The organism is Sphingomonas faeni, assembly GCF_040407565.1.
GTDB classification, from domain to species: Bacteria; Pseudomonadota; Alphaproteobacteria; order Sphingomonadales; family Sphingomonadaceae; genus Sphingomonas; species Sphingomonas faeni_F.
In genome coordinates, this window is record NZ_JAPZPR010000005.1 from 326,013 (window position 1) to 351,624 (window position 25,612).

Consider the following 25,612-nt stretch of genomic DNA (forward strand, 5'->3'; position numbering starts at 1 on the left):
TTCTCCCTATTTCAGGGTCGCAAGCGCATGACCGACAAGAGCGCGCTGAGAGCCTCGCTCCGCGCCGCGCGGGAAGCGCGCCCGCCTGTGGATATTCCGGTGCCATCGGCGTTTTTGACCCGGCTGAAGCCCGGATTGACGGTTGCTTCCTATGTCCCGTTCGGCGGCGAGGCCGATCCCTCGCCCTTCGCGCGCGCTGCCGTCGATGCGGGATGTGTGATCGCCCTACCCCATGTCGTCCGCCGCTCGTTGCCGATGCGCTTCCTGTCCTGGGCGACCGAGGCGGCGCTGATCGCTGGGCCGTTCGGGCTGCACCAGCCCGCCGCAGACGCCGCCGAACTCGAACCAGACATCATCCTGACGCCGCTCGTCGGCTTCGACCGCAGCGGCAACCGGATCGGCCAGGGCGCCGGCTATTACGACCGCGCCTTCCTCGCGCACCCGAACGCCTGGCGCGTCGGGGTTGCGTTGTCTTTGCAGGAAGTCGACATGCTGACCCCAGACCCGTGGGACGTCCCGCTCCACGCCATCGCCACCGAATCAGACTGGATCACGCCATGACGCCAACCTGGCGCAAACCCGTCGGCATGCTCGGCATCTTGCTCCTGATCCTGGTGTGGTGCGTCGCCATAGTCAGCCTGTCGAACATCGTCGGCAGCTGGCACTGGTTGGGGCAATTGGTGTTCTACCTGTTCACCGGCCTGATTTGGATAGCACCGCTGAAGCCGGTCCTGCGGTGGATGGAGCTTGGGCGGTAGCCCGGATCCGCCTGTCGGCTCCCTTCGCCGATGCGCTCCGCTGCCCCCGGCCCCCACCGTTCGTCCTGAGTAGCCATCGAGTAGCCGCGCAGCGGCGTATCGAGGGACAGGTTGGCACGCGGAGCACATGCTTCGATACGAGCCCTCGATACGCTTCTTCGAAGCTACTCGGTCTCTACTCAGCACGAACGGAGTGGGGGAGATAGTCCTGACCCGGTGGGAGGACTGAATGCTCGCAGCATGCAAAACATTGAAGGGTCTCGGCCACCCCAACAGGGTGGCGCGAGTGACGGGACTCGAACCCGCGACCTCCGGCGTGACAGGCCGGCGCTCTAACCAACTGAGCTACACCCGCATTCCCAATGACGAACCCTAGCGTCCCAAGGGACACGCGGGAAGGCTCGTCAAAACCTCAACACAATCTCGAACCATCTACCCGGTCGGGGCAAACGATGGCGCGAGTGACGGGACTCGAACCCGCGACCTCCGGCGTGACAGGCCGGCGCTCTAACCAACTGAGCTACACCCGCTGAAACAGCGTGGAGGCGGCAACTAGGCGAGGGTTCGAATACCGTCAACCCAAATTATCCGCCAGTTTCACGTTGTGCCTCGGGCGGGTCCCCACGACGACGATTTCGCCCGGTCTTGGGCTGCACCAGCGTCCCGTGCTCGAACAGGAACCCGGCGATGTCGGGCTTGCCGGCGGCCTTCACGATGGTCTGGATAATGATCAGCAGCGGGACTGCGAGCAACGCGCCCGACGTGCCCCACACCCATCCCCAGAAGCTCAGCGAGATCAGGATCAGCAGCGGGCTGATCGTCAGCCGGTGCCCGACGACGAACGGCGTGATCGCGTTCGCCTCGACCAGATGCAGCCCGTACATCAGCGCCGGCGGCAGCATCGCCATCCAGATGTCCGAGAACGTCATAAGCCCGCCGAGCGCGAGCAGGAACGCACCGATCACCGGCCCGAAATACGGGATGTAGTTGAGCAGCGCGACGATCCCGCCCCACATCGCCGGATACGGCATGCCGATGAACCACAACGCAGTCCCGGTGACGATTCCGAGCACGATGTTGATCAGCGTGATCGTGCCGAGATACGCCGACACATCGTCGACGATATCCTGGATCACCCGAGCGGTCGCCATCGCCCCGTCGAAGCTGGTCCGCCCGGTGATCGTCTGCCGCCGCATCCGCGTCCAGCCCGACAGGAAGAAGAACACGATCAGCACGCCGAACAAAAATTGAACGATCACGGCAGGCGCCGATGTTGCAGCGAGTTCGAGGATGGATCCTGGCGCAGCAACCCCTGCGGTCGCCGGCTGCTTGATCGGCGTAGACGCGACTTGCCGCAGCGTCTTGTTCACGTACTTCTCGAGGCTCGAATACAAATCGAGCAGCGGTGCAAGGTTACTCTGGATCCGATCCAACCGGGTCGGCAGCAGGCGGAAGAAATCGGTCGCAGGTACGAGGATCGCGGCGATCGCGATGTTCGCGGCGATCAGGAAAACGAGAATGCACAGGATCGCGGCAAGCGGCGAAGGAACATGCCGCCGCTCGAGCCATTCCAGCACCGGCACGAGCGCGACGGAGATCACGAGCGCGATCGTCAGCGGCAGGAAGAACTCCGCCCCCGACTTCAACGCGAACGGCGTAGCGAGGATCAGCCCAACGCCCGCGGTCAGTGTCAAAGCAGCGAGCAACCGATCACGCCGCTGCGCGATCCGCATCGCGTCCTCGACCCCGACCGCGATCGGCAGCCCGAACGCACTCTCGGCCGGCGGACCTTCCGCAACGACGCCGTCCCCGCCCTGCGGCTGGTGCGTTTCCTGGCGAAGACCCTCGTCCGTCATGGCAATTCCTTTGCCACTCCCATCCCGTAATCCCGGCCGGCATTCAAGCGGTGCGCGGCGCCAGCGCGATGGAATTCCTCGAAAAGACCGCGCTATGTCCGATCATGCCTCGATCCCGAGACCCCCGCTCTTCGTCATCCTGCCGAAAGTCAGGACCCAGAGCCAAAAGCGCGGCCCTCCCTTACCCTGAATCCTTACTTTCGTCCGGATGACGGAGCAGTATCAGGTACGGTCTCCTACGCCGACACCCCCAACCGGTCCTCGAACAGCACCTGCAGATCCTTCTTCAGGATCTTCCCGTTCGCATTCCGCGGCAAAGTCTCATGCACGAAGCGTACTGCAACCGGCGTCTTGAACGCCGCCAGATGTTGCCGCACCCAACCCTGCAACTCCGCCTCGGTCGTCACCGCTCCCGGTGCGAGATGCACCACCGCCGCCGGCTCCTCGCCGAGGATCCGATGCGGGATGCCGATCAGCGCCGCGTCGGTCACGGCGGGATGCGCATAGAGGACGTTCTCGACCTCGCTGGAGTAGATGTTCTCGCCGCCGCGGATGATCATGTCCTTGGCGCGGTCGACTATGTAGCAGAATCCCTCGTCGTCCAGCCTGGCTAGGTCGCCGGTTCGGACCCAGCCGTCGACGAAGGTCGAGGCGGTCGCGTCAGGCTTGTTCCAATACCCCTTCACGATCATCGGCCCGCGCGCCCAGAGTTCGCCGACTTCGCCCAGAGGCATCTCCGTCACGCCGTCGTCCGCCATGATCTTCAGGTCGGCCGCCGCGACCGGAGGCCCCGCGCTGGTCGGGCGGTTGAGATAATCCTCGGCCCCATGATGCGTGACGGTCGCCATCGTCTCGGTCATGCCCCAGCCATTGCCGGGCATCGCGCCGAACTCCGCGTAGATGCGCTTCACCAGTTCGGGCGCAGCGGGCGCGCCGCCATAGGCGATCGATTCGAGCGACGAGAGGTCGTATTTCTCGCGGTCGGGATGCTCCAGCAGTTGCCAGGCGATCGTCGGCACGCCGCCGGTGATGTTGACCTTCTCGCGCTCGATGATTTCCATCGCGCGGATCGTGTCCCATTTCCGCATGAAGATCATCGTGCTGCCGGTCGCGATCACCCCCATCATCCCCGCCGAGCAGGCGGTGACGTGAAACAGCGGGATCACCGTCAGCGTCACGCGCGGCGTCGGTTCGGGCGGAGCCTCTCCACGGCGCAGGAACGAGCGCGCCGAGGAATAGCCGCCCGACAGGATGTTCGACATCATGTTGCGGTGCGTGCCGAGCGCCCCCTTCGGCGCGCCGGTGGTGCCGCTGGTGTAGAAGATCGTCGCATCGTCGTCAGGCGCGATCGTCGCGTCGGGCAAGCCGACATCGGGCAACGCAGCCCAGTCGTGCGGCGTGCCGATCACATCCTCCAGCCGCGTCACGATCCCGGTCAGCGGTTCCGCGGCGCGCGCGACGAACACGTGCTCCAGCGCGGGCAGCGTCGCATACGCCGCCGCCAGCCTGTGGTGCCGCTCGTCATCGGTGATCAGTACGCGCGCGCCCGAATCGGCGAGGCCGTATTCCATCTCCGCGCCGGTCCACCAGGCGTTGAGCGGCACCATGATCGCACCGATGCTCGCACCCGCAAAGAACGCGACCGGCCATTCGGGCAAATTGCGCATCGCCAGCGCGACGCGGTCGCCGGGACCGATCCCCATCTCGCGCAACCGGTGCGCCAGCACGGCAATCGCCCGAAAGTTCGCCTCGTAGGTGACGCGCTCGTCTTCATAGGCCGTGAAGACCCGTTCGCCATGCGCGCGCGCCGCCTCGGCCAGCCAGCGCAACGACGGCGGCGCGTTCTTCCAGATGCGCGTCTCGATGCCGTCGATCGTCAGCATCTCCATCTCGAACTTCGCTCCGGGCGCGGTCAGCAAACGCTCGGCATCGGCGAGTGACATCGCCGGCCAGGAGGGATCGAGTGCGATGATCGGTTCGCTTGCCAAGACCGGTTGACTCCAGAGTTGAATTTCGGGTTTGGCTTATCGCCTGTTCGAAGACAGGTTATAGTTGATTCCTGCCGCACTCAAGGCAATAGAGGCACCAAGTTCGAACTAGGGGTATGGAGCGGGTCATGGCGGGAACGATCGAATCATGAAAATCGCCAAGCCCGCCGCGCATGGCTTCGACGCAGGCCGTTTGGCGGCGATCGATACGCTTCTCCAGACACGCTACGTCGACTCAGGCAAGCTGCCGAACGCGCAATTGCTGATCGCGCGCGACGGCGAGATCGTCCATTTCTCGAACGCGGGCGCGGCGCGCGAAGGCGGCAAGGCGATAGACGAGGGTTCGCTGTTCCGGATCGCGTCGATGACCAAGCCGATCACCTCGGTCGCATTCATGATGCTGGTCGAACAGGGCCTCGTCGCGGTCGATACGCCGGTCCACCATGTGCTGCCCGAGTTCAAGGATATCGGCGTCTATGACGGCGGCGGTGGCGGCGTGCCGTTCGTAACCAGGCCGACCGCCGAGCCGATGCGGATGGTCGATCTTCTCCGCCACACCTCGGGGCTGACGTATAGCTTCCAGAACCGTTCGAACATCGATGCCGCCTACCGTGCGGGCAAGATCGAAGGCTGGCATGGCGGGTATGACCTCGACGGCTTCATCGGCGCGCTTGCGAAGATCCCGCTCGAATTCTCGCCCGGCACCGCGTGGAATTATTCGGTCGCGACCGACGTGCTCGGCGCCGTCGTGCAGCGCGTGTCGGGCCTGCCGCTCGACCAGTTCTTCAGGACGCGCATCTTCGCGCCGCTGAAGATGAAGGACACGTTTTTCGAAGTCCCAAAAGGCAAGCTCGATCGGCTGACCGACTGCTATACCCTGCTGCCCGGCAAGGGCCGCGTGATTTACGATCGCGGCGCCGAGAGCAGCTGGAGCCGAGCACCGAAACTCGTCTCCGGCGGTGGCGGTCTGGTGTCGACGGCGGTCGACTATAATCGCTTCTGCACGATGTTGCTCAATGGCGGCGAACTGGGCGGTGCGCGCATTCTGGGGCGGAAGACGCTCGACCTGATGACGCAGAACCACCTTCCCGGAAAATCCGATCTCGCGACGATGTCGAAGTCGCTGTTCAGCGAGGCGTCGAACGCCGGTACCGGCTTCGGGCTCGGGTTCGCGATCACCGACGACGTCGCCAAGACGATGGTGCCGGGGTCGAAGGGCGAATATTACTGGGGAGGCATGTTCTCGACCGCGTTCTTCGTCGACCCTGCCGAACGCCTGTCGATGGTGTTCATGACGCAGCTTTCGCCGAGCAACATGTATCCGATCCGCCGCGAACTGAAGACGATGATCTACGCCGCGATGACCTGAGTTCCCGTGCTCCTGCGAACGCAGGAGTCCAGTATCACACAGGGCTGCCAATGTGGCCCTGGGCTCCTGCTTTCGCAGGAGAACAAGGAGAATAGACGATGACCAGTCCGATCCGCACCGAACGCCATGACGACGTGCTCGTCATCATCTCGAACAACCCGCCGGTCAACGCGCTCGGCGCAGCGGTCCGCCAGGGCCTTGAAGCGGCGATCAAGGAAGGCGTCAAGGACGACAGCATCTCCGCGATGGTCATCCGCTGCGACGGCCGCACGTTCTTCGCAGGCGCCGACATCACCGAGTTCGGCAAGGAAATGGTCGAGCCCGGCCTGCCCACCGTCGTCGACATGATCGAGGCATCGTCGAAGCCCGTCGTCGCGGCGATCCACGGTACTGCGCTCGGCGGCGGGTGCGAAGTCACGCTCGGCTGCCATTACCGCATCGCCGTTCCCTCGGCGAAGATCGGCACGCCCGAAGTGAAGCTCGGCCTGCTCCCCGGTGCCGGTGGCACGCAGCGCATCCCGCGGATCGCCGGCGTGAACCTCGCGCTGGAGATGACCGCGAAGGGCGATCCGATCTCGGCGAAGAAGGCGCTCGACGCTGGCCTGATCGACAAGATCGTCGGCGAGGGCTCGCTCGAAGCCGATGCGGTCGCGTTCGCGCGCGAGATCGCAACGAAACGTCCCCTGCCCCGCGCGTCCGAGAAGACCGCGCAGGCCGATCCGGATGCCGTGGCTGCGTTCAAGAAGGAGAATGCGCGGCGTTTCCGTAACTTCGATGCGCCAGCCGCCAACATCGCCTGCGTCGAGAAGGCCGCGGACGGCTCCAGCTTCGAGGAGGGCATCGCGTTCGAGCGCCAGGCGTTCATGAAGCTGATGATGGGCGTGCAGTCGGCCGCCCAGCGCCACATCTTCTTCGCCGAACGCCAGGCCGCCAAGATCGACGACGTCCCCGCCGACACCAAGCTTCGCGAGATCAAGCGCGTCGGCGTGATCGGCGCGGGCACGATGGGCGGCGGCATCTCGATGAACTTTCTGTCCGCGGGCATCCCCGTCACGATCGTCGAGATGCAGCAGGACGCACTCGACCGCGGCACCGGCGTCGTGCGCAAGAACTACGAGGCGACCGCCGCGAAGGGGCGGATGAAGCCCGAGCAGGTCGAGCAGGCGATGGGCGCGCTGAAGCCGACGCTCGACTTTGCCGATCTGGCGGAATGCGACCTGATCATCGAGGCGGTGTACGAGACGATGGAGGTGAAGAAGGAGATCTTCACGCGTCTCGACGCGATCGCCAAGCCGGGCGCGATCCTGGCGTCGAACACCTCGTATCTCGATATCGACGCGATCGCGGCGTGCACGAAGCGGCCCGAGGACGTGGTCGGGATGCACTTCTTCTCGCCGGCCAACGTGATGAGATTGCTCGAGGTCGTGCGCGGCGACAAGACCGCTGACGACGTGCTGGCGACGGTCATGGCGCTGGCGAAGAAGATCAAGAAGGTCGCCGTCGTGGCAGGCGTCACCTATGGGTTCATCGGCAATCGCATGCTGATGCCGCGGCAGGTCGAGGCGACCAAGCTGCTGCTGGAGGGCGCGAGCCCGGAGCAGATCGACAAGGTCCATGTCGCGTTCGGTATGCCCATGGGGCCGTTCCAGATGAGCGATCTCGCCGGCGTCGACATCGGCTGGCACCGCGACCCGAGCCGGATCGAGAACATCCGCGATGCGCTGGCGGCGGAGAACCGCTGGGGCCAGAAGACCAAGGCGGGCTTCTACGACTACGACGAGAAGCGCACGCCCTCGAACTCGCCACGCGTTGCCGAGATCATCGACGATTTCCGCAAGAAGTCGGGCGTGACGCCGCGCGAGATCAGCGACGAGGAGATCGTCGTGCGGACGCTCTACACGATGGTCAACGAAGGCGCGCTGATCCTCGAAGAGGGCAAGGCGCAACGGGCGTCGGACGTCGATGTGGTGTGGATCTACGGCTATGGCTGGCCGGTGTACCGCGGCGGACCGATGTTCTGGGCGCAGTCCGAGGGGTTGCCGAAGGTCGTGGCTGGGCTAGAGAAATACGGGTTCCAGGTGGCGAAGTCGCTGAAGGACGCGGCGGCATCGGGCGGTCGGCTGAAGTGATCGGTCGCGGTCGTTTCTTGCCGGTAGTCGATCGCTGATGGAGCGGTCCGCGCTCCAGACGGCGGCGGCGGTCCGTGCGGGCGAGACGACCGCGCTCGCCGAGTGCGATGCGGCGATCGCGCGGATCGAGGCGCGCGACGGTGCGATAAACGCCGTCGTCGTGCGCGATTTCGCGCGGGCGCGGGAGGCGGCGCGGGCGCTCGATGCGGAGGGTCCGGACGACCGGCTGCTGTTCGGCGTGCCGATGACGGTGAAGGAATCGTTCGACGTCGCCGGCCTTCCGACCAGTTGGGGCATCGGGGTCCACCGCGACAATATCGTCGACCGCGACGCGGTAGCCGTCACGCGACTGAAGGCGGTGGGCGCGGTGATCCTCGGCAAGACCAACGTGCCGGTGCGGTTGAGCGACTGGCAGGCGGACAACCCGATCCATGGCCGGACGAATCATCCCATCGATCCGACGCTGACGCCCGGCGGATCGTCGGGTGGTGCCGCGGCGGCGCTCGCGTCGGGGATGGTACCGCTCGAACTCGGTTCCGATATCGGCGGCTCGATCCGTGTGCCGGCGGCGTTCTGCGGCGTCTGGGGGCATAAGCCGACTTATGGCGCCTTGTCCGACATCGGCCACCGCGTGCCCGGCACCGACGGAGCGGGCGCGGCTCTCGGCGTGATCGGACCGCTCGCGCGCAATCCGGAGGATTTGGCCGTTGCGCTGGCCATCCTCGCCGACATCCCCTTGCCGCGCGCGACCGTCGACTTAGCCCGACCACGCATCCTTCTGCTCACCGCGCATCCCTCGGCACGCGTCGATTCGTCGATCGTCGGCGCGATCGGGCATGTCGGTGAAGCCCTCGCCGCGGCCGGCGCCATCATTTCACGCGCACCCCCGCCGATCGACCTCGCTGCTCAGCACGCCGACTATATGCGGATGCTCGGCATCGCGATGACCCGCGGCGGACCTGCGCGCGACGGCAAGGTCGCGACGCTGTCGCACTGGTTCGACCTGCTCGATTCCCAGGCGCGGATGCAACGCGCCTGGGGTGCGCTGTTCGAGCAGTTCGACGCGGTGATCGCGCCGGCGAGCGGCGTTAACGCCTTCCCGCACATCGCCGAGCGCAACGTCGCGCGGCGGACACTGTCGATCGATAGCGAGGATACCCCGTTCGGCGTCCAGTTTGCCTGGGCAGGCCTCGCCACCTTCCCCAATCTGCCCGCGACCAGCGTGCCTGTCGGGATCGACCCGCGCGGCCTGCCGATCGGCGTGCAGGTCATCACCAACCGTTACCGCGACCACGACGCGATCGCCGTCGCCGCGCTGTGCAATCGACTAAGCAGGAGCTGATCCGATGTCCGACCTCGACACTTTCCGGTCCGAAACGCGTGCGTGGCTCGCGGAGAATTGCCCGCCCGAGATGCGCAAGCCGGTGCGTTCGGAGGACGACGTCTGCTGGGGCGGGCGGCAGTTCAAGCCGTCGTCGCCTGCGCAGAAGGAGTGGCTCGACAAGATGGCCGCCAAGGGCTGGACCGTGCCGGACTGGCCCAAGGCCTATGGCGGCGGTGGACTGTCGCCCGCCGAGACCAAGATCCTGCGTGAAGAAATGGCGGCAATAAAGGCGCGCAACCCGCTCAATTCGTTCGGTATCTCGATGCTCGGGCCGGCTTTGCTCAAATACGGCACCGAGGAGCAGAAGCTCGATCACCTGACCAAGATCGCTCGCGGCGAAATTCGCTGGTGCCAAGGGTATTCGGAGCCGAATGCGGGCTCCGACCTTGCCGGGCTTGCGACCTCGGCGGAGGACAAGGGCGACCATTATCTCGTCAACGGGCAGAAGGTGTGGACCTCGTACGCCGACAAAGCCGACTGGATCTTCTGCCTCGTCCGCACCGACAAGACGTCGAAGCAGGGCGGGATTAGCTTCGTGCTGTTCGACATGGCGTCGCCGGGCGTCTCGACCAAGCCGATCCTGCTGATCAGCGGCAATTCGCCGTTCTGCGAAACGTTCTTCGACAATGTCGAGGTGCCCAAGGTCAACCGCGTCTACGAAGAGAACAAGGGCTGGGACGTCGCTAAATACCTGCTCGGGCATGAGCGAGAGATGATCTCGGGGATGGGGCTGGCGTCGAGCGGCGGCAATCCGCTGATCGACGGGGCGATCGCGACCGTCGGGCTTGGGCATGACGGGCGGCTGGCGGATCCGTTGCTGCGCGCATCGATCGCGTTGTTCGAGGTTCGGGCGAAGGCGTTCGGGGCGATGTCCGAGCGGTTCATCGACGAGTTGAAGGCGGGCAAGGCGCATCCGGCTCAGCCGAGCATGATGAAATACTACGGGACCGAGCTGAACAAGGGCCGGTACGAATTGATGATGGCGGCGGGCGGATCGGATGCGCTCGAATGGGACAGCGATCGGTCGCGCGGCGGGGCGATCCCGCGATCGTGGTTGCGAACCAAGGCGAACTCGATCGAGGGCGGCACGAGCGAGATCCAGCTCAACATCATCGCCAAGCGGATCTTGGAATTGCCTGCGTAATTCCCTCGCCCCTTCGGGGATAGGGTACCGCAGCGAAGCGTAGGCGGGAGAGGGGCAGTGAGGCTCGGGTGATCCGACCCAACGGCCCCTCTCCCCGACCCTCTCCCCGACGGGGCGAGGGAGCAGAAGGACGAAACATGCCATTGTATCTAGACGACGATCAGACCGTCCTTCAGGACACCATTCGCGATTTCGTCGCGGAGCATGCGCCCGTAAGCCACATGCGAGCGTTGCGCGATGCCGACGACGCGACCGGCTTCTCGCGCGACCTGTGGAAGCAGTTCGCGGAGATGGGCTTTACCGGCATCCTGATCGGCGAGGATCAGGGCGGGCTCGGGCTCGGCCATGTCGAGGCTGGCGTGGTGCTGGAGGAGATCGGGCGGAACCTGTCCCCCTCCCCGTTCCTTTCCACCGCGGTCGCGGCGGTCGAGGCGCTCAAGGGCACGGCGCAGGCCGAACGCTGGTTCCCCGGCATCATCGCGGGCGAGACCGTCGCGGCGCTGGCGATCGACGAGGGCGCCAAGCACCGCGATACCGTTGCGATGACCGCCGAACGCTCGGGCAACGGCTTCAAGCTGACCGGCGCCAAGCGGTTCGTCACGCATGGCCACACCGCCGACCTGATCATCGTCGCCGCGCGCACCGGTGGCAGTGCCGACGACAAGGACGGTATCACGTTGTTCGCCGTCCCGAAGGATGCTGCTGGACTGACGGCAAACGCCGAACGCCTCGCGGATTCGAGCTTGGCCGCGCGGCTCGAGTTCGAGGGCGTCGAGGTCGATGCGGATGCGGTGATCGGTGAGGTCGATGCGGGGCGGACGCCGCTGGATCGGCTTTTGCGCGCGGGGCGGACCGGGGCTTCGGCGGAACTGCTGGGAGTCGGCGGTGGCGCGATGGACATGACGATCGGCTACATGAAAGAGCGCAAGCAGTTCGGGACGCTGATCGGCAGCTTCCAGGCGCTCCAGCACCGTGCTGCGCATCTGTATTCGGAGATGGAGGTGGCGCGGGCCGCCGTGCTCAAGGCGCAGCAATTGCTGGATCAGGGCAGCGACCGTGCGGACGAGGCGGTGTCGGTGGCGAAGGCGATGACCGCGCTGGCGACGACGCTGAGCGTGCAGGAGGGCGTGCAGATGCATGGCGGGATCGGCATGACCGACGAATACGACATCGGCTTCTACATGAAGCGCGCGCGCGTGCTGGCGGAGATGTTCGGGGATGCGAACTTCCATGCTGATCGGCTGGCGGTAGCGGCGGGGTATTGACCGTAGGGTGCGCCCCCGCGAAGGCGGGGGCCCAGTCTGGGCACCCGCCTTCGCGGGTGAACACGGAGGTCAGATGAGCTTGGATACTGCCGATACGTCGCCCGAAGCTCTCGCGCAGGGGCTCGTCGACCTGCTCGAGATCGAGGAGGTCGATACCGATCTCTATGTTGGGAAGCGCCAGCCGGGCGGGGTCGGTCGTGTGTTCGGGGGGCAGGTGATCGCACAAGCTCTCCAAGCCGCGCAACGCTCGACCGAAAGCCCCAAGGCCGCGCATTCTTTGCACGCGTATTTCATGCGCCCCGGCAACGAAGACTATCCGATTGTCTACCGCGTCGTCCGCGATTTCGAGGGTCGGAGCTTCGCCACCCGGCGCGTGATCGCGATGCAGAAGGGACAGCCTATTCTCAACATGGCGGCATCGTTCCAGACGCCAGAGGACGGACTCCATCATCAAGACGCGATGCCCGATGTCGCACCGCCCGAAGACCTGCGCACCGATCGCGAACTGCGGCTGGAGAGCATCGACGGCATCCCCGAGAAATACCGCGCGCACATGCTGCGCCAGCGCCCGATCGAGATCCGTCCGGTCAACCCGCGCAGTTGGATCGAACCCGTTCCGCAGCCCGCGGCGCATGCCAACTGGTTCCGCCTGGTCGCGCCGATCGGTGACGACCCGGCGATGCACCGCGCGATCCTGTCCTATGCGTCGGACATGGCATTGCTCGGTACCGCGCTGTTGCCGCATGGCTTCAACTGGATCACGCCGGGGCTGCAGACTGCGAGCCTCGACCATTCGCTCTGGCTGCACGAGGATTTCCGCGCCGACGACTGGCTGCTTTATGCGTGCGACGCACCGTGGTCCGGGCATGCCCGCGGGTTCAACCGCGGGCGCATCTTCTCGCGCGACGGCCGGCTCGTCGCCAGCGTCGCGCAGGAGGGGTTGATCAGGATGCGCCAGTAACCCGCGCGGTTACTTGCGCACCCAGACCTTCTCGCCGCCAATCCATGTTTCGCTGACTTTGGTCGCGCGCAGGTCGGTTGGAGAGGCCATCGTCGGATCGCGGTCGACGACGATGAAGTCCGCACGCTGGCCGGGCGCGAGCGCACCGAACTGCTTCTCGGCGAACCCGGCATAGGCCGCCGCACCGGTCATCGCCCACCACGCCTGTTCGCGCGTCACGAGTTCCTGTGGCTGCCATCCACCCTGAGGCTGACCATCGGCATCCTGACGCGTGAACGCTGCCGCCCAGGTCGCGAACGGATCGGGCTTCTCGACCGGGAAGTCGGTCCCGAAGGCGAGCTTCGCGCCGTTGGTCAGCATCGATTTCCACGCATAGGCACCGGCCAGCCGGTTCGGCCCTAACCGTGCCTCGGCCATCGTCCGATCGCTGGTTTCGTGCGTGGGCTGCATCGACGCGATCGTGCCGAACTTGCCGAACCGCGGAAGGTCGGTCGGATCGACGATCTGCGCATGCTCGATCCGCCAGCGGCGATCGCCGGTATAGGTCTCGCTCTCGACCTGGATCGCGTCGAGCACTTCCTGGTTGGCCTTGTCGCCGATCGCATGGACCGCGACCTGGAACCCATCCATCGCCGCGCGGCTCATCTGATTCTGAAGCTGGTCGTCGGTCAGGAAGCCGAGCCCCGACTGGCCCGGTGCGTCCGAGTAGGGCTTCAGCAGCCACGCGCCGCGCGAGCCGAGCGCGCCGTCGGCATAGAGCTTCACGCCGCCCATCCGCAGGTGGTCGTTGTACAGCCACGGCGTCGGCCCCTTGCCGCCGATCCGGCTCGCGGTCTCGACGCCCATCGCATAGCTCATGATGCGGACGCGAAGCCCGCCGATGTCCGCCATCCGGCGATAGGTCAGCCAGTCGTCGAGCGTCGTGCCCATGTCGGCGACCGCGGTGACGCCGTAGCCGAGCAGGATGCGTTGCGCGGTCAGGAACGCGGCATCGCGCTCCTTGGGAAGCGGCTGCGGCACGACCTTCTCGATCAATCCTTGCGCGCCGTCGACGAATACGCCCGCGGGCGCGCCGCCGGTCTTCTCGATCCGCCCGCCCGCCGGAGATACGGTCGCGCCGGTGACTTCGGCCTCGCGCATCGCCTCGCGGTTCGCCCAGCCGGCGTGCCCGTCCGCGCGCGACAGCCAGATCGGGTGGCCGCCGGAGACGGACTCCAGGTCAGCGGCAGTCGGGAAGCGACCCAGCCCCCATGCCTCCTGGTTCCAGCCGCGGCCCAGCACCCATTTGCGATCGGGATTGCCGGCGATGTAGGCCGCGATCCGCGACTTCGCCTCGTCGAGCGACTTGGTCATCGACAGATCGAGCGACAGCGCGCCGAAGCCCATCTCGAGGACATGGCCGTGCGCGTCGACGAAGCCCGGCAACACGGTCTTGCCACCCATGTCGACGCGCCAGTCGTACAGCGGCTTGCCGGCGTTCTTCTTGAGTTCCTTGCGGCTCAGCTTTGGCGCTTCCTCGCCGGGAGGCACGAGCCGCGTGACGCGACCGTCCTTGTCGACCAGGATCGCCTTGAAGTGGATCACGCGTCCGCCGTCAGCAATGGTGACACCGTTGACGTTGTCGACGATCCCGTCGGCAAGCGCGGGGGTCGGGAGCAGCAATGCCAAGACCAGCGCCGCTCTTGCCCCCCTCCTTGAAAGGGAGGGGTTGGGGGTGGGTCGGCTGGTTGGGGTAGCCTGGTGCCTGGACAACGGGCCAACCCACCCCCGGCCCCTCCCTGTCAGGGAGGGGAGCAGTGCCGTGGTGTTGCGCTTGATCACTTCGGCAATCTCCGTACCAGCGCGCTCGTATCCTGGCGGGCGCCGCCCATCGCCTGAACATCGGCGTAGAATTGATCGACCAGCGCTGCGACCGGCAGCACCGCGCCGTTGCGGCGTGCTTCGTCGAGCGCGAGGCCAAGGTCCTTGCGCATCCAGTCGACTGCGAAGCCGAAGTCGAATTCGTCCTTCGCCATCGTCGGCCAGCGATTGACCATCTGCCAGCTCTGCGCCGCGCCGCCCGAGATCGCCTCGAATACCTTGTCGAGATCGAGCCCGGAGTTTTGCGCGAACCGCAGCGATTCGGCGACGCCCTGGATCACGCCGGCGATCGCGACCTGATTGCACATCTTGGTAGTCTGGCCCGCGCCGGCCTCGCCGACGTGGACGATGCGCAAAGCATAGGCCTGCATGAACGGTTCGGCCTTGGCCATCGCTTCGGCAGAGCCGCCGCACATGATCGAGAGCTTGCCGTTCTCTGCGCCAGCCTGCCCGCCCGATACTGGAGCGTCGACTACCAGCGTTCGCTCGCCCGCGAGCCGCCGCGCGATCGAGGCGGAGACCGTCGTGTGATCGACGAACACCGCGTCGTCGCGCATCGCTGCGAACGCGCCGTCTTCGCCAAGAGTGACCGAGGCAAGATCGTGGTCGTTGCCGACGCAGGCGAACACCGCCTCGGCATCCTTCGCCGCTGCCGCGGGCGTGTCGGCGACCTTGCCGCCGTATTTATTGGCCCATGCCAACGCCTTGGCCTGAGTCCGATTGTAGACGGTGACGTCGTGCCCTGCCGCGGCGAGGTGTCCCGCCATCGGCGCACCCATGACGCCGGTTCCGATGAATGCCAGTTTTGCCATAGCGTCCGCGCATAAGCGGTGTTTCCCACGCGCGCCAGATGGTCTAGCGGGTCGGACATGGCTACCCACGCTGCCGTAGCGGCACCCACCCTCCCCGTCTCGATCGACGACGTCCGCGTCGCGCATGACCGGATCCGCGACTCGATCGTCCGCACGCCGACGCTGATCAGCAAGACGCTGAGCAAGATGACCGGCGCGACGGTGTATCTGAAGTTCGAGAACCTCCAGTTCACCGCGGCGTACAAGGAGCGCGGCGCGCTCAACACGCTGTTGCAGCTGTCGGACGAAGCGCGCGCGAAGGGCGTCATCGCCGCGTCGGCGGGAAATCACGCGCAGGGCCTCGCCTATCACGCCAACCGGCTCGGCATTCCGACGACTATCGTGATGCCGACCAACACGCCGACCGTGAAGGTGATGCAGACCGAAGGGCATGGCGCCAACGTCGTGTTGCACGGCGAGACGTTCGACGCGGCATATGCTCACGCGCGTATCCTCGAGGGCGAGTGCGGCTTCACCTTCGTCCATCCGTTCGACGACCCGCGCGTCATTGCAGGGCAAGGCACCGTCGCGATCGAGATGCTCGAGGACGTGCCGCAGCTCGACACGCTGGTCATTCCGATCGGCGGCGGCGGGCTGATCTCGGGCATGTCGACGGTCGCGCGGGCTTTAAGCGAAGCGCCGGGCGGTCATCCGATCGAAGTCGTCGGCGTGCAGGCCGAGCTGTTCCCGTCGATGTACAACCGGATCAACGGCACCGACATGGCGTGCGCCGGCGATACGCTGGCGGAGGGCATTGCGGTCAAGGAGCCGGGTGCGATCACTTCGAAGATCGTTGCCGAGCTGGTCGATGACATCGTGTTGGTCAGCGAGCGCAGCCTCGAAGAGTCCGTCAGCCTGCTGCTCCAGATCGAGAAGACGGTGGTCGAGGGTGCGGGTGCCGCCGGGCTCGCCGCGCTGCTGTCGCATCCCGAGCGGTTCGCGGGGAAGACCGTCGGCATCGTGCTGTGCGGCGGTAACATCGATACGCGGCTTCTCGCCAACGTGCTGCTGCGCGATCTGGCGCGGTCGGGACGGCTGGCGCGGTTGCGAATCCGGTTGCAGGACAAGCCGGGCGCGCTGTTCCATGTCGCGCGGATCTTCGACCAGGAACGCGTCAACATCATCGAGATCTATCACCAGCGCGTCTTCACGACGCTGCCGGCGAAGGGCCTTATCACCGACATCGAATGTGAGCTTCGCGACCGTGCGCATCTCGATCGGCTGGTGGGGGCACTGCGGGCTGGCGGGTATGAAACGTCGACCGTCGAGCTGGCATAATCCCATTCTGATACGGTGATTTACCGCGTTAACCGACATTCGTGGTAAACCGATTGCACGTTGCCGCAGGGCGGCCATATACGAGGCGACGCGGCTGATCGCGCCTGCCTGAAGGACTTTCCGCTCGGTGACTGCGCCCTTTCGTTTTCCGCGCTTCTTCGTCACCAGCCCTGCGCCGTGCCCGTATCTGCCGGATCGTCAGGAGCGCAAGGTGTTCACCGAACTGACCGGTCCGCATGCGAACGAGCTGAACGATGCGCTGGGGCGGATCGGCTTTCGTCGCAGTCAGGGGGTGGCGTATCGGCCGTCGTGCGCGGGGTGCATCGCCTGCGTCTCGGTCCGCGTGGTGACCAATGAGTTCGTGCCCAACGCGACGCAGCGAAAGTTGCTGAAGCGGCTCGGCGATATCGAGGTGACTGCGTGCAAGGCGTGGGCGACCGACGAGCAGTTCCAGTTGCTGCGCCGTTACCTTGGGACGCGGCATCCGGGCGGCGGCATGGCGGGGATGGACGAGGACGATTACGCCGACATGATCGAGCATTCGCCGGTCAATTCGGTGATCGTCGAATACCGCGAGCCGAGCGTCGGCGGCGTGCAGGGCGCGCTGATCGGCGCTTGCCTGACCGATCGCCAGGCGGACGGGTTATCGATGGTCTACAGTTTCTTCGCGGCTGACGACACGGCGCGACCGGGGTTCGGCAACTTCATCATCATGGACCACATCCTGCGCGCACGCGATGCGGGGCTGCCGTACGTGTATCTCGGATACTGGGTGAAGGGCTCGCCGCGGATGGAGTATAAGACGCGGTATCGGCCGCTGGAGGTGCTGGGGCCGGCGGGGTGGCGGCGGTTGGAGGATGCGGATCTGGTGACGCAGGCTGCGCGGGTTGCGGCACTGGTTTGAGGTGTAGTTTGGAAGTCGTCCAGCCCGCTAGCGTCCCTCAAGAAACACCACCCCTGCGAAGGCCGAAGTCCAATTGGGAAACGCCGCTAATTAAGCGCAGCGCTTCGTTACGATCACTTTGCTAATTGGGCCCCGGCCTTCGCCGGGGTGGTACCCTCGAGAACCCCTGCCCCTTGTTCTCCCGCGAAGGCGGGAGCCAAGTCTGGGTCCCCGCCTTCGCGGGGAAACACTCTCAGTCCTCGCGCTGCACCACGACGTCGACGTCGAGTTCCTCGCCGCCCTCGCCCAGTCGGGAGCCCGCCACCGGCGCCGCGCCCGCCGCATCCAGCGCCATCGCGACGCGGACGTAATGCTCCTCGGGCGACATCCCCGTGCACGGATCGAACCCGACCCAGCCGAGCCCGTCGACGAATGCCTCCGCCCAGCCGTGCGGCGTCGGCAGATGTACGACTTCGTGATCGTTGTGATGATACCCCGACACGTACCGCGCAGGTGCGCCGAGCGAGCGCGCGGCGACGGCGAACATCTGCGCCATGTCGCGGGGCGTAGCGCTTTCCATGCGGAACGCCGCGGCGGCCGTCCGACCGGGTTCGGGACGTCCGGCATCGAACGCAAACCGCTTATGAAACGCCCGGTTCAAACGATGCAGCGCGCCGATCCGGTCGCGCGCGCCCTCGGCCGCATTGGCGGCGAACTTCGCTATCGCCGTATCGAGAACGGTCGCCTCGGTGGACCGGAGGAACAGCGCGGGCGGCAGCGTCTCGTGCACGCCGTGCAGGACGCCGTCGGAATGGCTGGTCAGCACCTCGCCTTTCACGGTGATCTCGATCCCGTCGACCGGCCCTTCGGCGTACAGCATCGTCACCGCGTTGCCGAAGCCGTCGCGTCCAGGCCGCAGCCGCGCGTCGCAATCTACGTCGATCCGCCACGACGCGACCGTCTGATCATGCGTGTTCTCGGGTGTGAGGCGGAGCATCTGCACCAGCCGGCCCTGCGGCTGCGCGAAGCGGTAGATCGTGTGATGGTCGATCGAAAGCCGCATCAGAGGAACTTGAACTGACGGCCGATCGCGCCGTGGAGCAGCGCGTTCTCGGCGATGAACGCCTGCAGATACTGGTGCAGCCCGGAGGCGATGACCTCGCCCGATCGCGTCTTCGCCATTCGCGACGCCCGCATTCGGGCCATCCGGTCAGCCTCGCCGTGGTTACCGGTCCGCTTGGCAAGCAGGTTCAGCACGTCGACCGTCTCCTCGACCGATGCGGCCAGGCTGCGCGGCAGTTCGGATCGGGCGAGCAGCAGGTCGATCACGTCGGCAGGCCGCAGCCCGTCATTGTAGAGCCAACGATAGGCGGTGACCGCGGACACGGTCTGGAGGATCGTCGTCCACTGATCGCGGTCGATCGCGCCGCCGAGCCGCTCGCCCTCGGGCAGCAGGATGTGGTATTTGACGTCGAGCAGCCGCGCGGTGTTGTCCGCGCGCTCGACTGCTTGGCCGAGCCGGATGAACCACGTCGTCTGGTTGCGGAGCATACGGTGGACCGCGCCTTCGAAGCCGCGCGTCTCGTTCTTGACCGCCTCGACGAGGTTTAGCTGCGACGTCGTGCTGCCGGGCGTCGCGCGGTTCTCGAACAGCAACCACGCGCGGTTGATCGCGGTCCACGCCTCGCGAGTCAGCGCGGTACGGACCGCCTTGGCGTTGTTGCGCGCCATGTCCAGGCAGCGGACGATCGATCCCGGATGACTCGAATCGAGCGTCAGGAAGCGCACGACGTCGCGCTGCCCGATCTCGACGCCGGTCGCCGCGAACGCCTCGTCGGTCTCGGTTACGGCCAGCGCCGACGCCCAGGCGGCGTCGCCAGAGGGTTGCGACGAGAGCACGTCGAGACGGACGGTGGCTTCGACCAGCCGGGCGATGAAGTCGGCGCGCTCGAAATAACGGCCGAGCCAGTAGAGCGAGGATGCGGTGCGCGACAGCATCAGGATTTCCCGCCGGACGTCTGCGCGCCGAGGGTTTGCGTCATGCCGCCCATCGTATGCGTCATCCCACCCGCGTTCATCCGCTGCGATTGATCGGCCATGAGCACGAAGCTGTCCTTGGTGCCGCCGCCCTGGCTGGAATTGACCACGAGCGATCCTTCCTTGAGCGCGACGCGGGTGAGGCCGCCGGGGACGACCTGCACGCCCTTCGCGCCGCTCAGCACGAAGGGGCGGAAGTCGACGTGGCGCGGGCTGAGACCGCCTTGCGCCATCGTCGGGACGGTGGAGAGGGCTAGCGTCGGCTGTGCGATGTAGCGATGCGGTTCGGCAATCAGCGCGGCGCGGAAATCCTCGATCTCCTGCTTCGACGCGGTCGGGCCGACCAGCATGCCGTAGCCGCCCGAGCCGTCGACCAGCTTGACGACCACGTCTTCGAGGTTGTCGAGGACGAACTTGAGCGCCTGCGGTTCGCGGCAGCGCCATGTCTCGACGTTGCGCAGCTTGCACTCGCCGCCCGAGTAGAACTTCACGATGTCGGGCATGTAGCTGTAGATCGCCTTGTCGTCGGCGATGCCGTTGCCCGGCGCATTCATGATCGCGACGTTGCCGGCGGCATAGGCCGCGATCAGACCGGGGACACCGAGCGCGGAGTCCGGGCGAAACACGAGTGGATCGAGATAATCGTCGTCGATCCGGCGATAGATCACGTCGACCTTCACGCGCCCGGCGATCGTCCGCATCCAGACGATGTCGTCGTCCACGACAAGATCGGCCGCCTCGACGAGCTCGATGCCCATCGAGTCCGCGAGGAAGCTGTGCTCGTAATAGGCGGAATTGTAATGGCCTGGGGTCAGCAGCACACACGTCGGGTTCGAGCCCGTGCCGTGCGGCGCGACCGACTTCATCGTTTCGAGCAGCAGATCGGGATAGCTGTCGACCGCGGCGACGCGGAACTCGCGGAACAGTTCGGGGCAGAGGCGGAGCATCGCCTCACGGTTCTCCAGCATGTAGCTGACGCCAGACGGCGTGCGCGCATTGTCCTCGAGCACGAAGAAATCGTCGGGGCCGGTGCGGACGAGATCGATCCCGCAGATATGCGCCCAAACGCCGTGCGGTGGGCGGATACCGGCGATCTCGGGCCGGAACTGCGCGTTGCCGAGCACGAGGTCTTCGGGAAGGATGCCCTCCTTCAGGATGCGTCGTTCGCCGTAGATGTCGTCGAGGAATGCGTTGATCGCCTCGACGCGCTGAACGAGGCCTTCCGAGAGCCGGGTCCACTCGTCATGGAGGAAAACGCGCGGGACGATATCGAACGGTATGATCCGCTCGGCTGCCTCGTTCTCGCCGTAGACCGCGAAGGTGATACCGAGCTGGCGGAACGTCGTCTCGGCGGCTTCCTGCCGGCGTCGCAGCTCGGCGTCTGGCGTGTCCTCGATCCACTTGCCAAGGGCTGCCAGTTCGGGCCGGGCGGTCGTGTCGCCCGGTGTCCCCATGATCTCGTCGAACGCTTGTTTCCCCATCGAAACGGTCAATCCCCCATCAAGCGTTGCGGTTCCATGCTGCAATGCTTTGCTGCGGCGCACAAGGGCTGAATGTGTAAGCATTCATAGGCTGGCGATCGTTCGATCCTCCCCTGCCAGGGGGAGGTGGCACCGCAGGTGACGGAGGGGGAGGACACGGAACGGCGGTTTCCCTTTCCTCCCCCTCCGTCTGGCAAGCGCCAGCCACCTCCCCCTGGCGGGGGAGGATTGGACAACGCTTAGGCTCCCAGGCCTTCCAGTAGGCCTGGAGTCAGGACCTGTGGGAGGACGGTGGGTTCGGCGGCGCCTGGCGCGTAGTAGAGGTAGAGCGGGACGCCTGTGCGGTTGTGGGGATTGGATGAAGCGCCTCGGTCGATAATGCCCCCCTCCCTGGAAGGGAGGGGCCGGGGGTGGGTCGGCTTGAGGCGGGTGCTGCGTCAGCCAACGGGCCGACCCACCCCTAACCCCTCCCTTCCAGGGAGGGGAGTCCTCTTAGGCTCCCAGGCCTTCCAGCAGGCCTGGGGTCAGGACTTGTGGGAGGACCGTGGGTTCGGCTGCGCCTGGGGCGTAGTACAAATAGAGCGGGACACCCGCGCGGTTGTGGGCCTGGATGAAGCGGCCCATTACCGGGTCGCCGTCGGTCCAGTCGCCGATCAAGGCCGCGACATTGTGCTTGGCGAAGGCGTCACGGACACCGGTGGTGTCGATCGCCGCCTTCTCGTTGACCTTGCACGTTAGGCACCAATCGGCAGTGAAGTACACGAACACCGGACGCTTCTCGGCACGCAGCGACGCGAGCTTGGCCTCGGTGAACGCCTCGTCACCTGCGGTCGCAGTCTTGGCGGCCATCGCCGGCGCGCGCGAGATTAGCACCGCGCTGCCGACGAACACGACGAGCAAGAGGACCTGCGCGACGATGCCGAACGACTTGCCCTTGCGCTGGCGCGAGCCGCCGATCCACAGCACCGCGCCGACTGCCAGCACCGCGACCAGCGCGAGCGTCAGCGTATCCACGCCGGTCTGGCGCCCGAGCACCCAGCCGAGCGCGATCGCGGTGAGGAACATCGGTACCGACAGGATGTGGCGGAACGTCTCCATCCATGCGCCGGGCTTCGGCAGCCACCGCCGCCATGACGGGATGAATCCGATCGCGAGGAATGGGAGCGACAAGCCGATCCCGAGCCCGCCGAACACGGCGAGCGCCGCCGGCCACGGCAGCACCAGCGCCGCGCCGAGCGCCGCGCCCATGAACGGACCGGTGCACGGAGTCGCGATGAATGCGGCCAGCGCGCCGGTCGCGAATGCGCCGCTCGCGCCACTCTCACCGGCAAAGCGCGGAGTCGGGACCTCGAACAGCCCGGCGAGGTTGAACGCGATCGCGGTGCTCAGCAGCAGCAGCGCGACGATCGCGCCGGGATGCTGCAACTGGAACGCCCAGCCGACCGCGGACCCGCCTGCGCGCAACGCCAGGATCGCGCCGCCGAGGCCGAGGCAGACCAGCACAACGCCCGCTGTGTAGGCCAACGCCTCGCCCCGCGCGTCCTTCTCGCTCGCACCACCGCGCGCGAGGCTGAGCGCCTTAAGGCTCAGGATCGGGAAGACGCAGGGCATGATGTTGAGGATCAGGCCGCCGAGCACTGCGCCCGCGAATGCGATCAGCGCAGTCAGCCAGAGGCTCTCGCCATTCGCGCTCGTCGCATCGCCCCCGGCCGCTTCGGCCACCGCACCGGGGGTCGCCTTGACGCCGAGCCCCTGCCCGTCGCCGATCCGGAGCACGCCCTCGATCGGCTCGCCGGCCTTGGCGTTCGTCGCGACCTTGGTGCTGATCGTCAGTCGGTCGCCGTCGCGCGTCACCGTCTGCGCCGCGCCATTCTCGATCGCGCCGGTGGTGACCGGGAAGAAATACGCCTTGTCGGCTTTCGCGCTCGCCGGGAACGGCACCGCGATCCGCATCGTCCCGTTGCTCGCTGCATAGTTCGCACCGGCATCGAGCGGCTTGGGGATCGCCTGTCGCCAGCCAGCGAACGCGGCCGCCTGCGATGGCGCGCCGTCACCGATCGTGAGGTCGAGCGACAGCGCCTTTTCCTCGGGTACGCAGATCGTCGCGGAGCAGACGAGATAGCTCGTCTTCAGGCGGATCGGGAATTTCGAGCCCGCCGCCAGCCCCGCCGGAACCTGGATCGTCACGAGCGGCGCATAGGGCGCCTCATAGACATAGTTCATCAGGCCCGCGATCAGCAGCGTGGTCGGCACCGGCCATTCGGGCTCGCCTGCCCTCGCGCCCGTCGGCAGCGTCCAGTCGAACGTCGCCGGAAAGCCCGCATCGCCCGGGTTGCGCCAATAGCCGTGCCAGCCGGTCTCGGGCGTCGTCGCGAGCGCGATCGTCAGCGGCGCGCCGGCTTTCGGGTGATCGCTTTCGGCAACCAGCTTCATCATCAGATGCTGGCTTGAGCCGTTCAGCGATTCCGCAAACGCGGGCGCACTCGCCAGCCCGCAGACGGCCAGCAAGACCGTCATCAGGACGCAACGTAATCCGCGCATGGCCATCCTTGTTTCGTTCATCGCGCAAAGCCATAGCGGTGACCTTGTCGTATTGCACTTCAAAGCGACGGCCCCGCTCGAGGGATGTTGCTGGCTAAAGGACTGTTCGTGAAAGCACTTATCGCCGCGCTCCTGCTGACTTCGGCTTCTTCGGTCTCTGCCCAGACAGCACCGCCTCCTGCGGCGACCCCCACGACCCCCACGACCCCGCCGAAACTGATCGTGGCGATTTCGGTCGACCAGTTCGCCGCCGACCTGTTCCAGCAATATCGCAACCGCTATACCGGCGGCTTCACCCGATTGTTGAACGGCGCGGTGTTCCCGAGCGGGTATCAGAGCCATGCCGCGACCGAGACGTGTCCCGGCCACTCGACGATCCTGACCGGCATGCGGCCTGCGCATACCGGGATCATCGCCAACAACTGGATCGACCAGCGCGCCGGACGGCCCGACAAGATCGTCTATTGCTCGGAAGACGAGCGCGTCGCCGGCAGCACGCACGACAGCTACACCGTGTCCGACATGCATCTAAAAGTGCCCACGCTCGGCGAGATGATGAAGGCGCGCGATCCGCGGACGCGCTCGGTGTCGGTCGCGGGGAAGGATCGCGCGGCGGTAATGATGGGCGGCCACAAGGTCGATGAACTCTGGTGGTGGGACGGCAAGACGTACGTTTCGTATGCCGGTCGCGCGGTGCCGCCGGCAGTGCAGCGGACGCGCGACGCGGTCGCCGCGCTCATCGCCAAGCCGCAGGCGGCGCTCCCCCTGCCCGGCTACTGTGCGGGTGTGAACCATCCGATCGTGATCGCCGGCAAGACCTACGGCCAGGGTCGATTCGAGCGCGAGGCGGGCGACGCGAAGGGCTTCCGCATATCGCCGGCCTCGGACGCCGCGGTGTTCGCGATGGCGGCGGCGCTGGTGCAGGACATGAAGCTCGGCAAGGGTCCGCAGACCGACATCATCGATATCGGCGCGTCGGCGACCGACTATATCGGCCATACCTACGGGACGCAGGGCTCGGAGATGTGCATCCAGATGGCGCAGCTCGACAAGACGCTCGGCGACTTCTTCAGAGTGATGGATGAGACCGGGGTCGATTACGAGGTCGTGCTGACCGCGGATCACGGCGCGCACGATGCGACCGAACGCCAGCAGCAGCGCGCGATGCCGATGGAGGCGCACATGGACGAGAACGTGCTCGCCAAGCAGGTCGGCACCGCGATCGCCAAGGACATGGGGCTGCCGGGCAGCGTGCTGCTCGGGACCGAAGGCGACGTGTATATCGACGACACGCTGCCAGCGAAGACGCAGGCGAAGGTGCTTGCCGAGGCGCTGCGCCGTTATCGCGCGATGCCGCAGATCGCGGGCGCGTACTCCGCCGCCGAGATCATGGCGACGCCGATGGCGAAGTCCCCGCCCGAGACCTGGACGCTGATCGAGCGGGCGCGGGCGTCGTTCTATCCCGAGCGGTCGGGGCAAATGGTGGTGCTGCTCAAGCCGCGCGTGACGACGATCGTTTCGCCGGCGGGGGGGTATGTCGAGACTCATGGGTCGCCGTGGGATTACGACCGTCGCGTGCCGATCCTGTTCTGGCGCAAGGGGATGACGGGGTTCGAGCAGCCGCTGTCGGTGGAGACGGTGGATATCGTGCCGACGCTGGCGGCGACGATCGGGTTGCCGGTTAGCGGGCTGGATGGGCGGTGTCTGGACCTCGATCCGGGGGCTGCGAGTACTTGTCCGGGCTGAGGCATATCTCGCTCTAGGCGCGTAGTGCGCAATCCCCCTCGCCAGTCATTGTGCCCCCTCCCGTCATCCTGACGAAAGTCA

The 25,612-nt window shown here is 66.1% G+C and carries 19 protein-coding genes and 2 tRNA genes; 11 read left to right on the forward strand and 10 right to left on the reverse strand.

Annotation, left to right across the window (positions count from 1 at the left end):
- Positions 1-27: 27 nt before the first annotated feature.
- Positions 28-561, forward strand: coding sequence for a 5-formyltetrahydrofolate cyclo-ligase (locus O6Y00_RS12590; protein ID WP_353442944.1), 534 nt, complete (start codon positions 28-30; stop codon positions 559-561).
- Positions 558-758, forward strand: coding sequence for a DUF2842 domain-containing protein (locus O6Y00_RS12595; protein ID WP_056048481.1), 201 nt, complete (start codon positions 558-560; stop codon positions 756-758). Before O6Y00_RS12590 ends, O6Y00_RS12595 begins: the two co-directional genes overlap by 4 nt.
- A 278-nt stretch (positions 759-1,036) precedes the next feature.
- On the opposite strand, the gene O6Y00_RS12600 is transcribed toward O6Y00_RS12595, so the two are convergent.
- The 4 genes from O6Y00_RS12600 to O6Y00_RS12615 all read right to left on the reverse strand — a co-directional run bounded on the left by O6Y00_RS12600 (position 1,037) and on the right by O6Y00_RS12615 (position 4,557).
- Positions 1,037-1,113 (reverse strand) — tRNA-Asp (locus O6Y00_RS12600).
- A gap of 98 nt (positions 1,114-1,211) precedes the next feature.
- Positions 1,212-1,288, reverse strand: a tRNA-Asp gene (locus O6Y00_RS12605).
- Between the two features lie 54 nt (positions 1,289-1,342).
- On the reverse strand, positions 1,343-2,491 hold the full coding sequence (locus O6Y00_RS12610) for an AI-2E family transporter (RefSeq protein WP_093398070.1): 1,149 nt from the start codon (positions 2,489-2,491) through the stop codon (positions 1,343-1,345).
- Between the two features lie 359 nt (positions 2,492-2,850).
- The gene (locus O6Y00_RS12615) at positions 2,851-4,557 is read right to left on the reverse strand and encodes a class I adenylate-forming enzyme family protein (protein ID WP_353443034.1); all 1,707 of its coding nucleotides are present in this window, start codon (positions 4,555-4,557) and stop codon (positions 2,851-2,853) included.
- Positions 4,558-4,750: 193 nt separating this feature from the next.
- Here O6Y00_RS12615 and O6Y00_RS12620 point away from each other — a divergent pair, with 193 nt between their 5' ends.
- The 6 genes from O6Y00_RS12620 (at position 4,751) to O6Y00_RS12645 (ending at position 12,854) form a co-directional block, all read left to right on the forward strand.
- Positions 4,751-5,971: a serine hydrolase domain-containing protein gene (locus O6Y00_RS12620; protein ID WP_353442945.1), complete on the forward strand. Its 1,221-nt coding sequence runs from the start codon at positions 4,751-4,753 to the stop codon at positions 5,969-5,971.
- 98 nt (positions 5,972-6,069) lie between these two features.
- Positions 6,070-8,100: a 3-hydroxyacyl-CoA dehydrogenase NAD-binding domain-containing protein gene (locus O6Y00_RS12625; protein WP_353442946.1), complete on the forward strand. Its 2,031-nt coding sequence runs from the start codon at positions 6,070-6,072 to the stop codon at positions 8,098-8,100.
- Between the two features lie 37 nt (positions 8,101-8,137).
- Positions 8,138-9,442, forward strand: coding sequence for an amidase family protein (locus tag O6Y00_RS12630; RefSeq protein ID WP_353442947.1), 1,305 nt, complete (start codon positions 8,138-8,140; stop codon positions 9,440-9,442).
- A 4-nt stretch (positions 9,443-9,446) separates the two neighbouring features.
- A complete protein-coding gene (locus tag O6Y00_RS12635; RefSeq protein WP_120300063.1) occupies positions 9,447-10,628 on the forward strand; it encodes an acyl-CoA dehydrogenase family protein in 1,182 nt (393 codons plus the stop codon).
- 137 nt (positions 10,629-10,765) lie between these two features.
- A complete protein-coding gene (locus O6Y00_RS12640) occupies positions 10,766-11,893 on the forward strand; it encodes an acyl-CoA dehydrogenase family protein (RefSeq protein WP_353442948.1) in 1,128 nt (375 codons plus the stop codon).
- A gap of 73 nt (positions 11,894-11,966) precedes the next feature.
- Positions 11,967-12,854 carry an acyl-CoA thioesterase gene (locus tag O6Y00_RS12645; protein WP_353442949.1) on the forward strand — a complete coding sequence of 296 codons (888 nt, stop codon included), beginning with the start codon at positions 11,967-11,969 and terminating at the stop codon, positions 12,852-12,854.
- A 9-nt stretch (positions 12,855-12,863) separates the two neighbouring features.
- Here the strand turns inward: O6Y00_RS12645 and O6Y00_RS12650 are convergent, their stop codons facing one another.
- Together O6Y00_RS12650 and O6Y00_RS12655 are read right to left on the reverse strand one after the other, a co-directional pair.
- Positions 12,864-14,522: an amidohydrolase gene (locus O6Y00_RS12650; protein ID WP_353442950.1), complete on the reverse strand. Its 1,659-nt coding sequence runs from the start codon at positions 14,520-14,522 to the stop codon at positions 12,864-12,866.
- A gap of 149 nt (positions 14,523-14,671) precedes the next feature.
- Positions 14,672-15,526, reverse strand: a complete 855-nt coding sequence (locus O6Y00_RS12655; protein ID WP_353442951.1) for an NAD(P)-dependent oxidoreductase — start codon at positions 15,524-15,526, stop codon at positions 14,672-14,674.
- Positions 15,527-15,583: 57 nt separating this feature from the next.
- Between O6Y00_RS12655 and O6Y00_RS12660 the strand changes: the two genes are divergently transcribed.
- Together O6Y00_RS12660 and O6Y00_RS12665 are read left to right on the forward strand one after the other, a co-directional pair.
- The gene (locus tag O6Y00_RS12660) at positions 15,584-16,843 is read left to right on the forward strand and encodes a threonine ammonia-lyase (protein ID WP_353442952.1); all 1,260 of its coding nucleotides are present in this window, start codon (positions 15,584-15,586) and stop codon (positions 16,841-16,843) included.
- A 127-nt stretch (positions 16,844-16,970) separates the two neighbouring features.
- A complete protein-coding gene (locus O6Y00_RS12665) occupies positions 16,971-17,747 on the forward strand; it encodes an arginyltransferase (RefSeq protein WP_353442953.1) in 777 nt (258 codons plus the stop codon).
- A 232-nt stretch (positions 17,748-17,979) separates the two neighbouring features.
- Here the strand turns inward: O6Y00_RS12665 and O6Y00_RS12670 are convergent, their stop codons facing one another.
- The 4 genes from O6Y00_RS12670 to O6Y00_RS12685 form a co-directional block, all read right to left on the reverse strand.
- A complete protein-coding gene (locus tag O6Y00_RS12670) occupies positions 17,980-18,789 on the reverse strand; it encodes a transglutaminase family protein (RefSeq protein ID WP_353442954.1) in 810 nt (269 codons plus the stop codon).
- Positions 18,789-19,724, reverse strand: coding sequence for an alpha-E domain-containing protein (locus O6Y00_RS12675; protein WP_056048449.1), 936 nt, complete (start codon positions 19,722-19,724; stop codon positions 18,789-18,791). The genes O6Y00_RS12670 and O6Y00_RS12675 overlap by 1 nt, the downstream gene beginning before the upstream one ends.
- Complete coding sequence (locus O6Y00_RS12680) at positions 19,724-21,244, reverse strand: circularly permuted type 2 ATP-grasp protein (RefSeq protein ID WP_353442955.1); 1,521 nt, start codon at positions 21,242-21,244, stop codon at positions 19,724-19,726. Before O6Y00_RS12680 ends, O6Y00_RS12675 begins: the two co-directional genes overlap by 1 nt.
- Positions 21,245-21,736: 492 nt before the next feature.
- A complete protein-coding gene (locus O6Y00_RS12685) occupies positions 21,737-23,785 on the reverse strand; it encodes a protein-disulfide reductase DsbD family protein (protein WP_353442956.1) in 2,049 nt (682 codons plus the stop codon).
- Positions 23,786-23,869: 84 nt separating this feature from the next.
- Between O6Y00_RS12685 and O6Y00_RS12690 the strand changes: the two genes are divergently transcribed.
- Positions 23,870-25,531, forward strand: a complete 1,662-nt coding sequence (locus tag O6Y00_RS12690; RefSeq protein WP_353442957.1) for an alkaline phosphatase family protein — start codon at positions 23,870-23,872, stop codon at positions 25,529-25,531.
- Positions 25,532-25,612 lie beyond the last annotated feature (81 nt).

Excerpts from the sequence above, each read along its gene's own strand:
- O6Y00_RS12590 (WP_353442944.1), top strand. The coding sequence starts at position 28 with ATGACCGACAAGAGCGCGCTGAGAGCCTCGCTCCGCGCCGCGCGGGAA.
- O6Y00_RS12595 (WP_056048481.1), top strand. The coding sequence starts at position 558 with ATGACGCCAACCTGGCGCAAACCCGTCGGCATGCTCGGCATCTTGCTC.
- O6Y00_RS12610 (WP_093398070.1), bottom strand. The coding sequence starts at position 2,491 with ATGCGGATCGCGCAGCGGCGTGATCGGTTGCTCGCTGCTTTGACACTG.
- O6Y00_RS12615 (WP_353443034.1), bottom strand. The coding sequence starts at position 4,557 with ATGTCACTCGCCGATGCCGAGCGTTTGCTGACCGCGCCCGGAGCGAAG.
- O6Y00_RS12620 (WP_353442945.1), top strand. The coding sequence starts at position 4,751 with ATGAAAATCGCCAAGCCCGCCGCGCATGGCTTCGACGCAGGCCGTTTG.
- O6Y00_RS12625 (WP_353442946.1), top strand. The coding sequence starts at position 6,070 with ATGACCAGTCCGATCCGCACCGAACGCCATGACGACGTGCTCGTCATC.
- O6Y00_RS12630 (WP_353442947.1), top strand. The coding sequence starts at position 8,138 with ATGGAGCGGTCCGCGCTCCAGACGGCGGCGGCGGTCCGTGCGGGCGAG.
- O6Y00_RS12635 (WP_120300063.1), top strand. The coding sequence starts at position 9,447 with ATGTCCGACCTCGACACTTTCCGGTCCGAAACGCGTGCGTGGCTCGCG.
- O6Y00_RS12640 (WP_353442948.1), top strand. The coding sequence starts at position 10,766 with ATGCCATTGTATCTAGACGACGATCAGACCGTCCTTCAGGACACCATT.
- O6Y00_RS12645 (WP_353442949.1), top strand. The coding sequence starts at position 11,967 with ATGAGCTTGGATACTGCCGATACGTCGCCCGAAGCTCTCGCGCAGGGG.
- O6Y00_RS12655 (WP_353442951.1), bottom strand. The coding sequence starts at position 15,526 with ATGGCAAAACTGGCATTCATCGGAACCGGCGTCATGGGTGCGCCGATG.
- O6Y00_RS12660 (WP_353442952.1), top strand. The coding sequence starts at position 15,584 with ATGGCTACCCACGCTGCCGTAGCGGCACCCACCCTCCCCGTCTCGATC.
- O6Y00_RS12670 (WP_353442954.1), bottom strand. The coding sequence starts at position 18,789 with ATGCGGCTTTCGATCGACCATCACACGATCTACCGCTTCGCGCAGCCG.
- O6Y00_RS12675 (WP_056048449.1), bottom strand. The coding sequence starts at position 19,724 with ATGCTGTCGCGCACCGCATCCTCGCTCTACTGGCTCGGCCGTTATTTC.
- O6Y00_RS12680 (WP_353442955.1), bottom strand. The coding sequence starts at position 21,244 with ATGGGGAAACAAGCGTTCGACGAGATCATGGGGACACCGGGCGACACG.
- O6Y00_RS12685 (WP_353442956.1), bottom strand. The coding sequence starts at position 23,785 with ATGCGCGGATTACGTTGCGTCCTGATGACGGTCTTGCTGGCCGTCTGC.
- O6Y00_RS12690 (WP_353442957.1), top strand. The coding sequence starts at position 23,870 with ATGTTGCTGGCTAAAGGACTGTTCGTGAAAGCACTTATCGCCGCGCTC.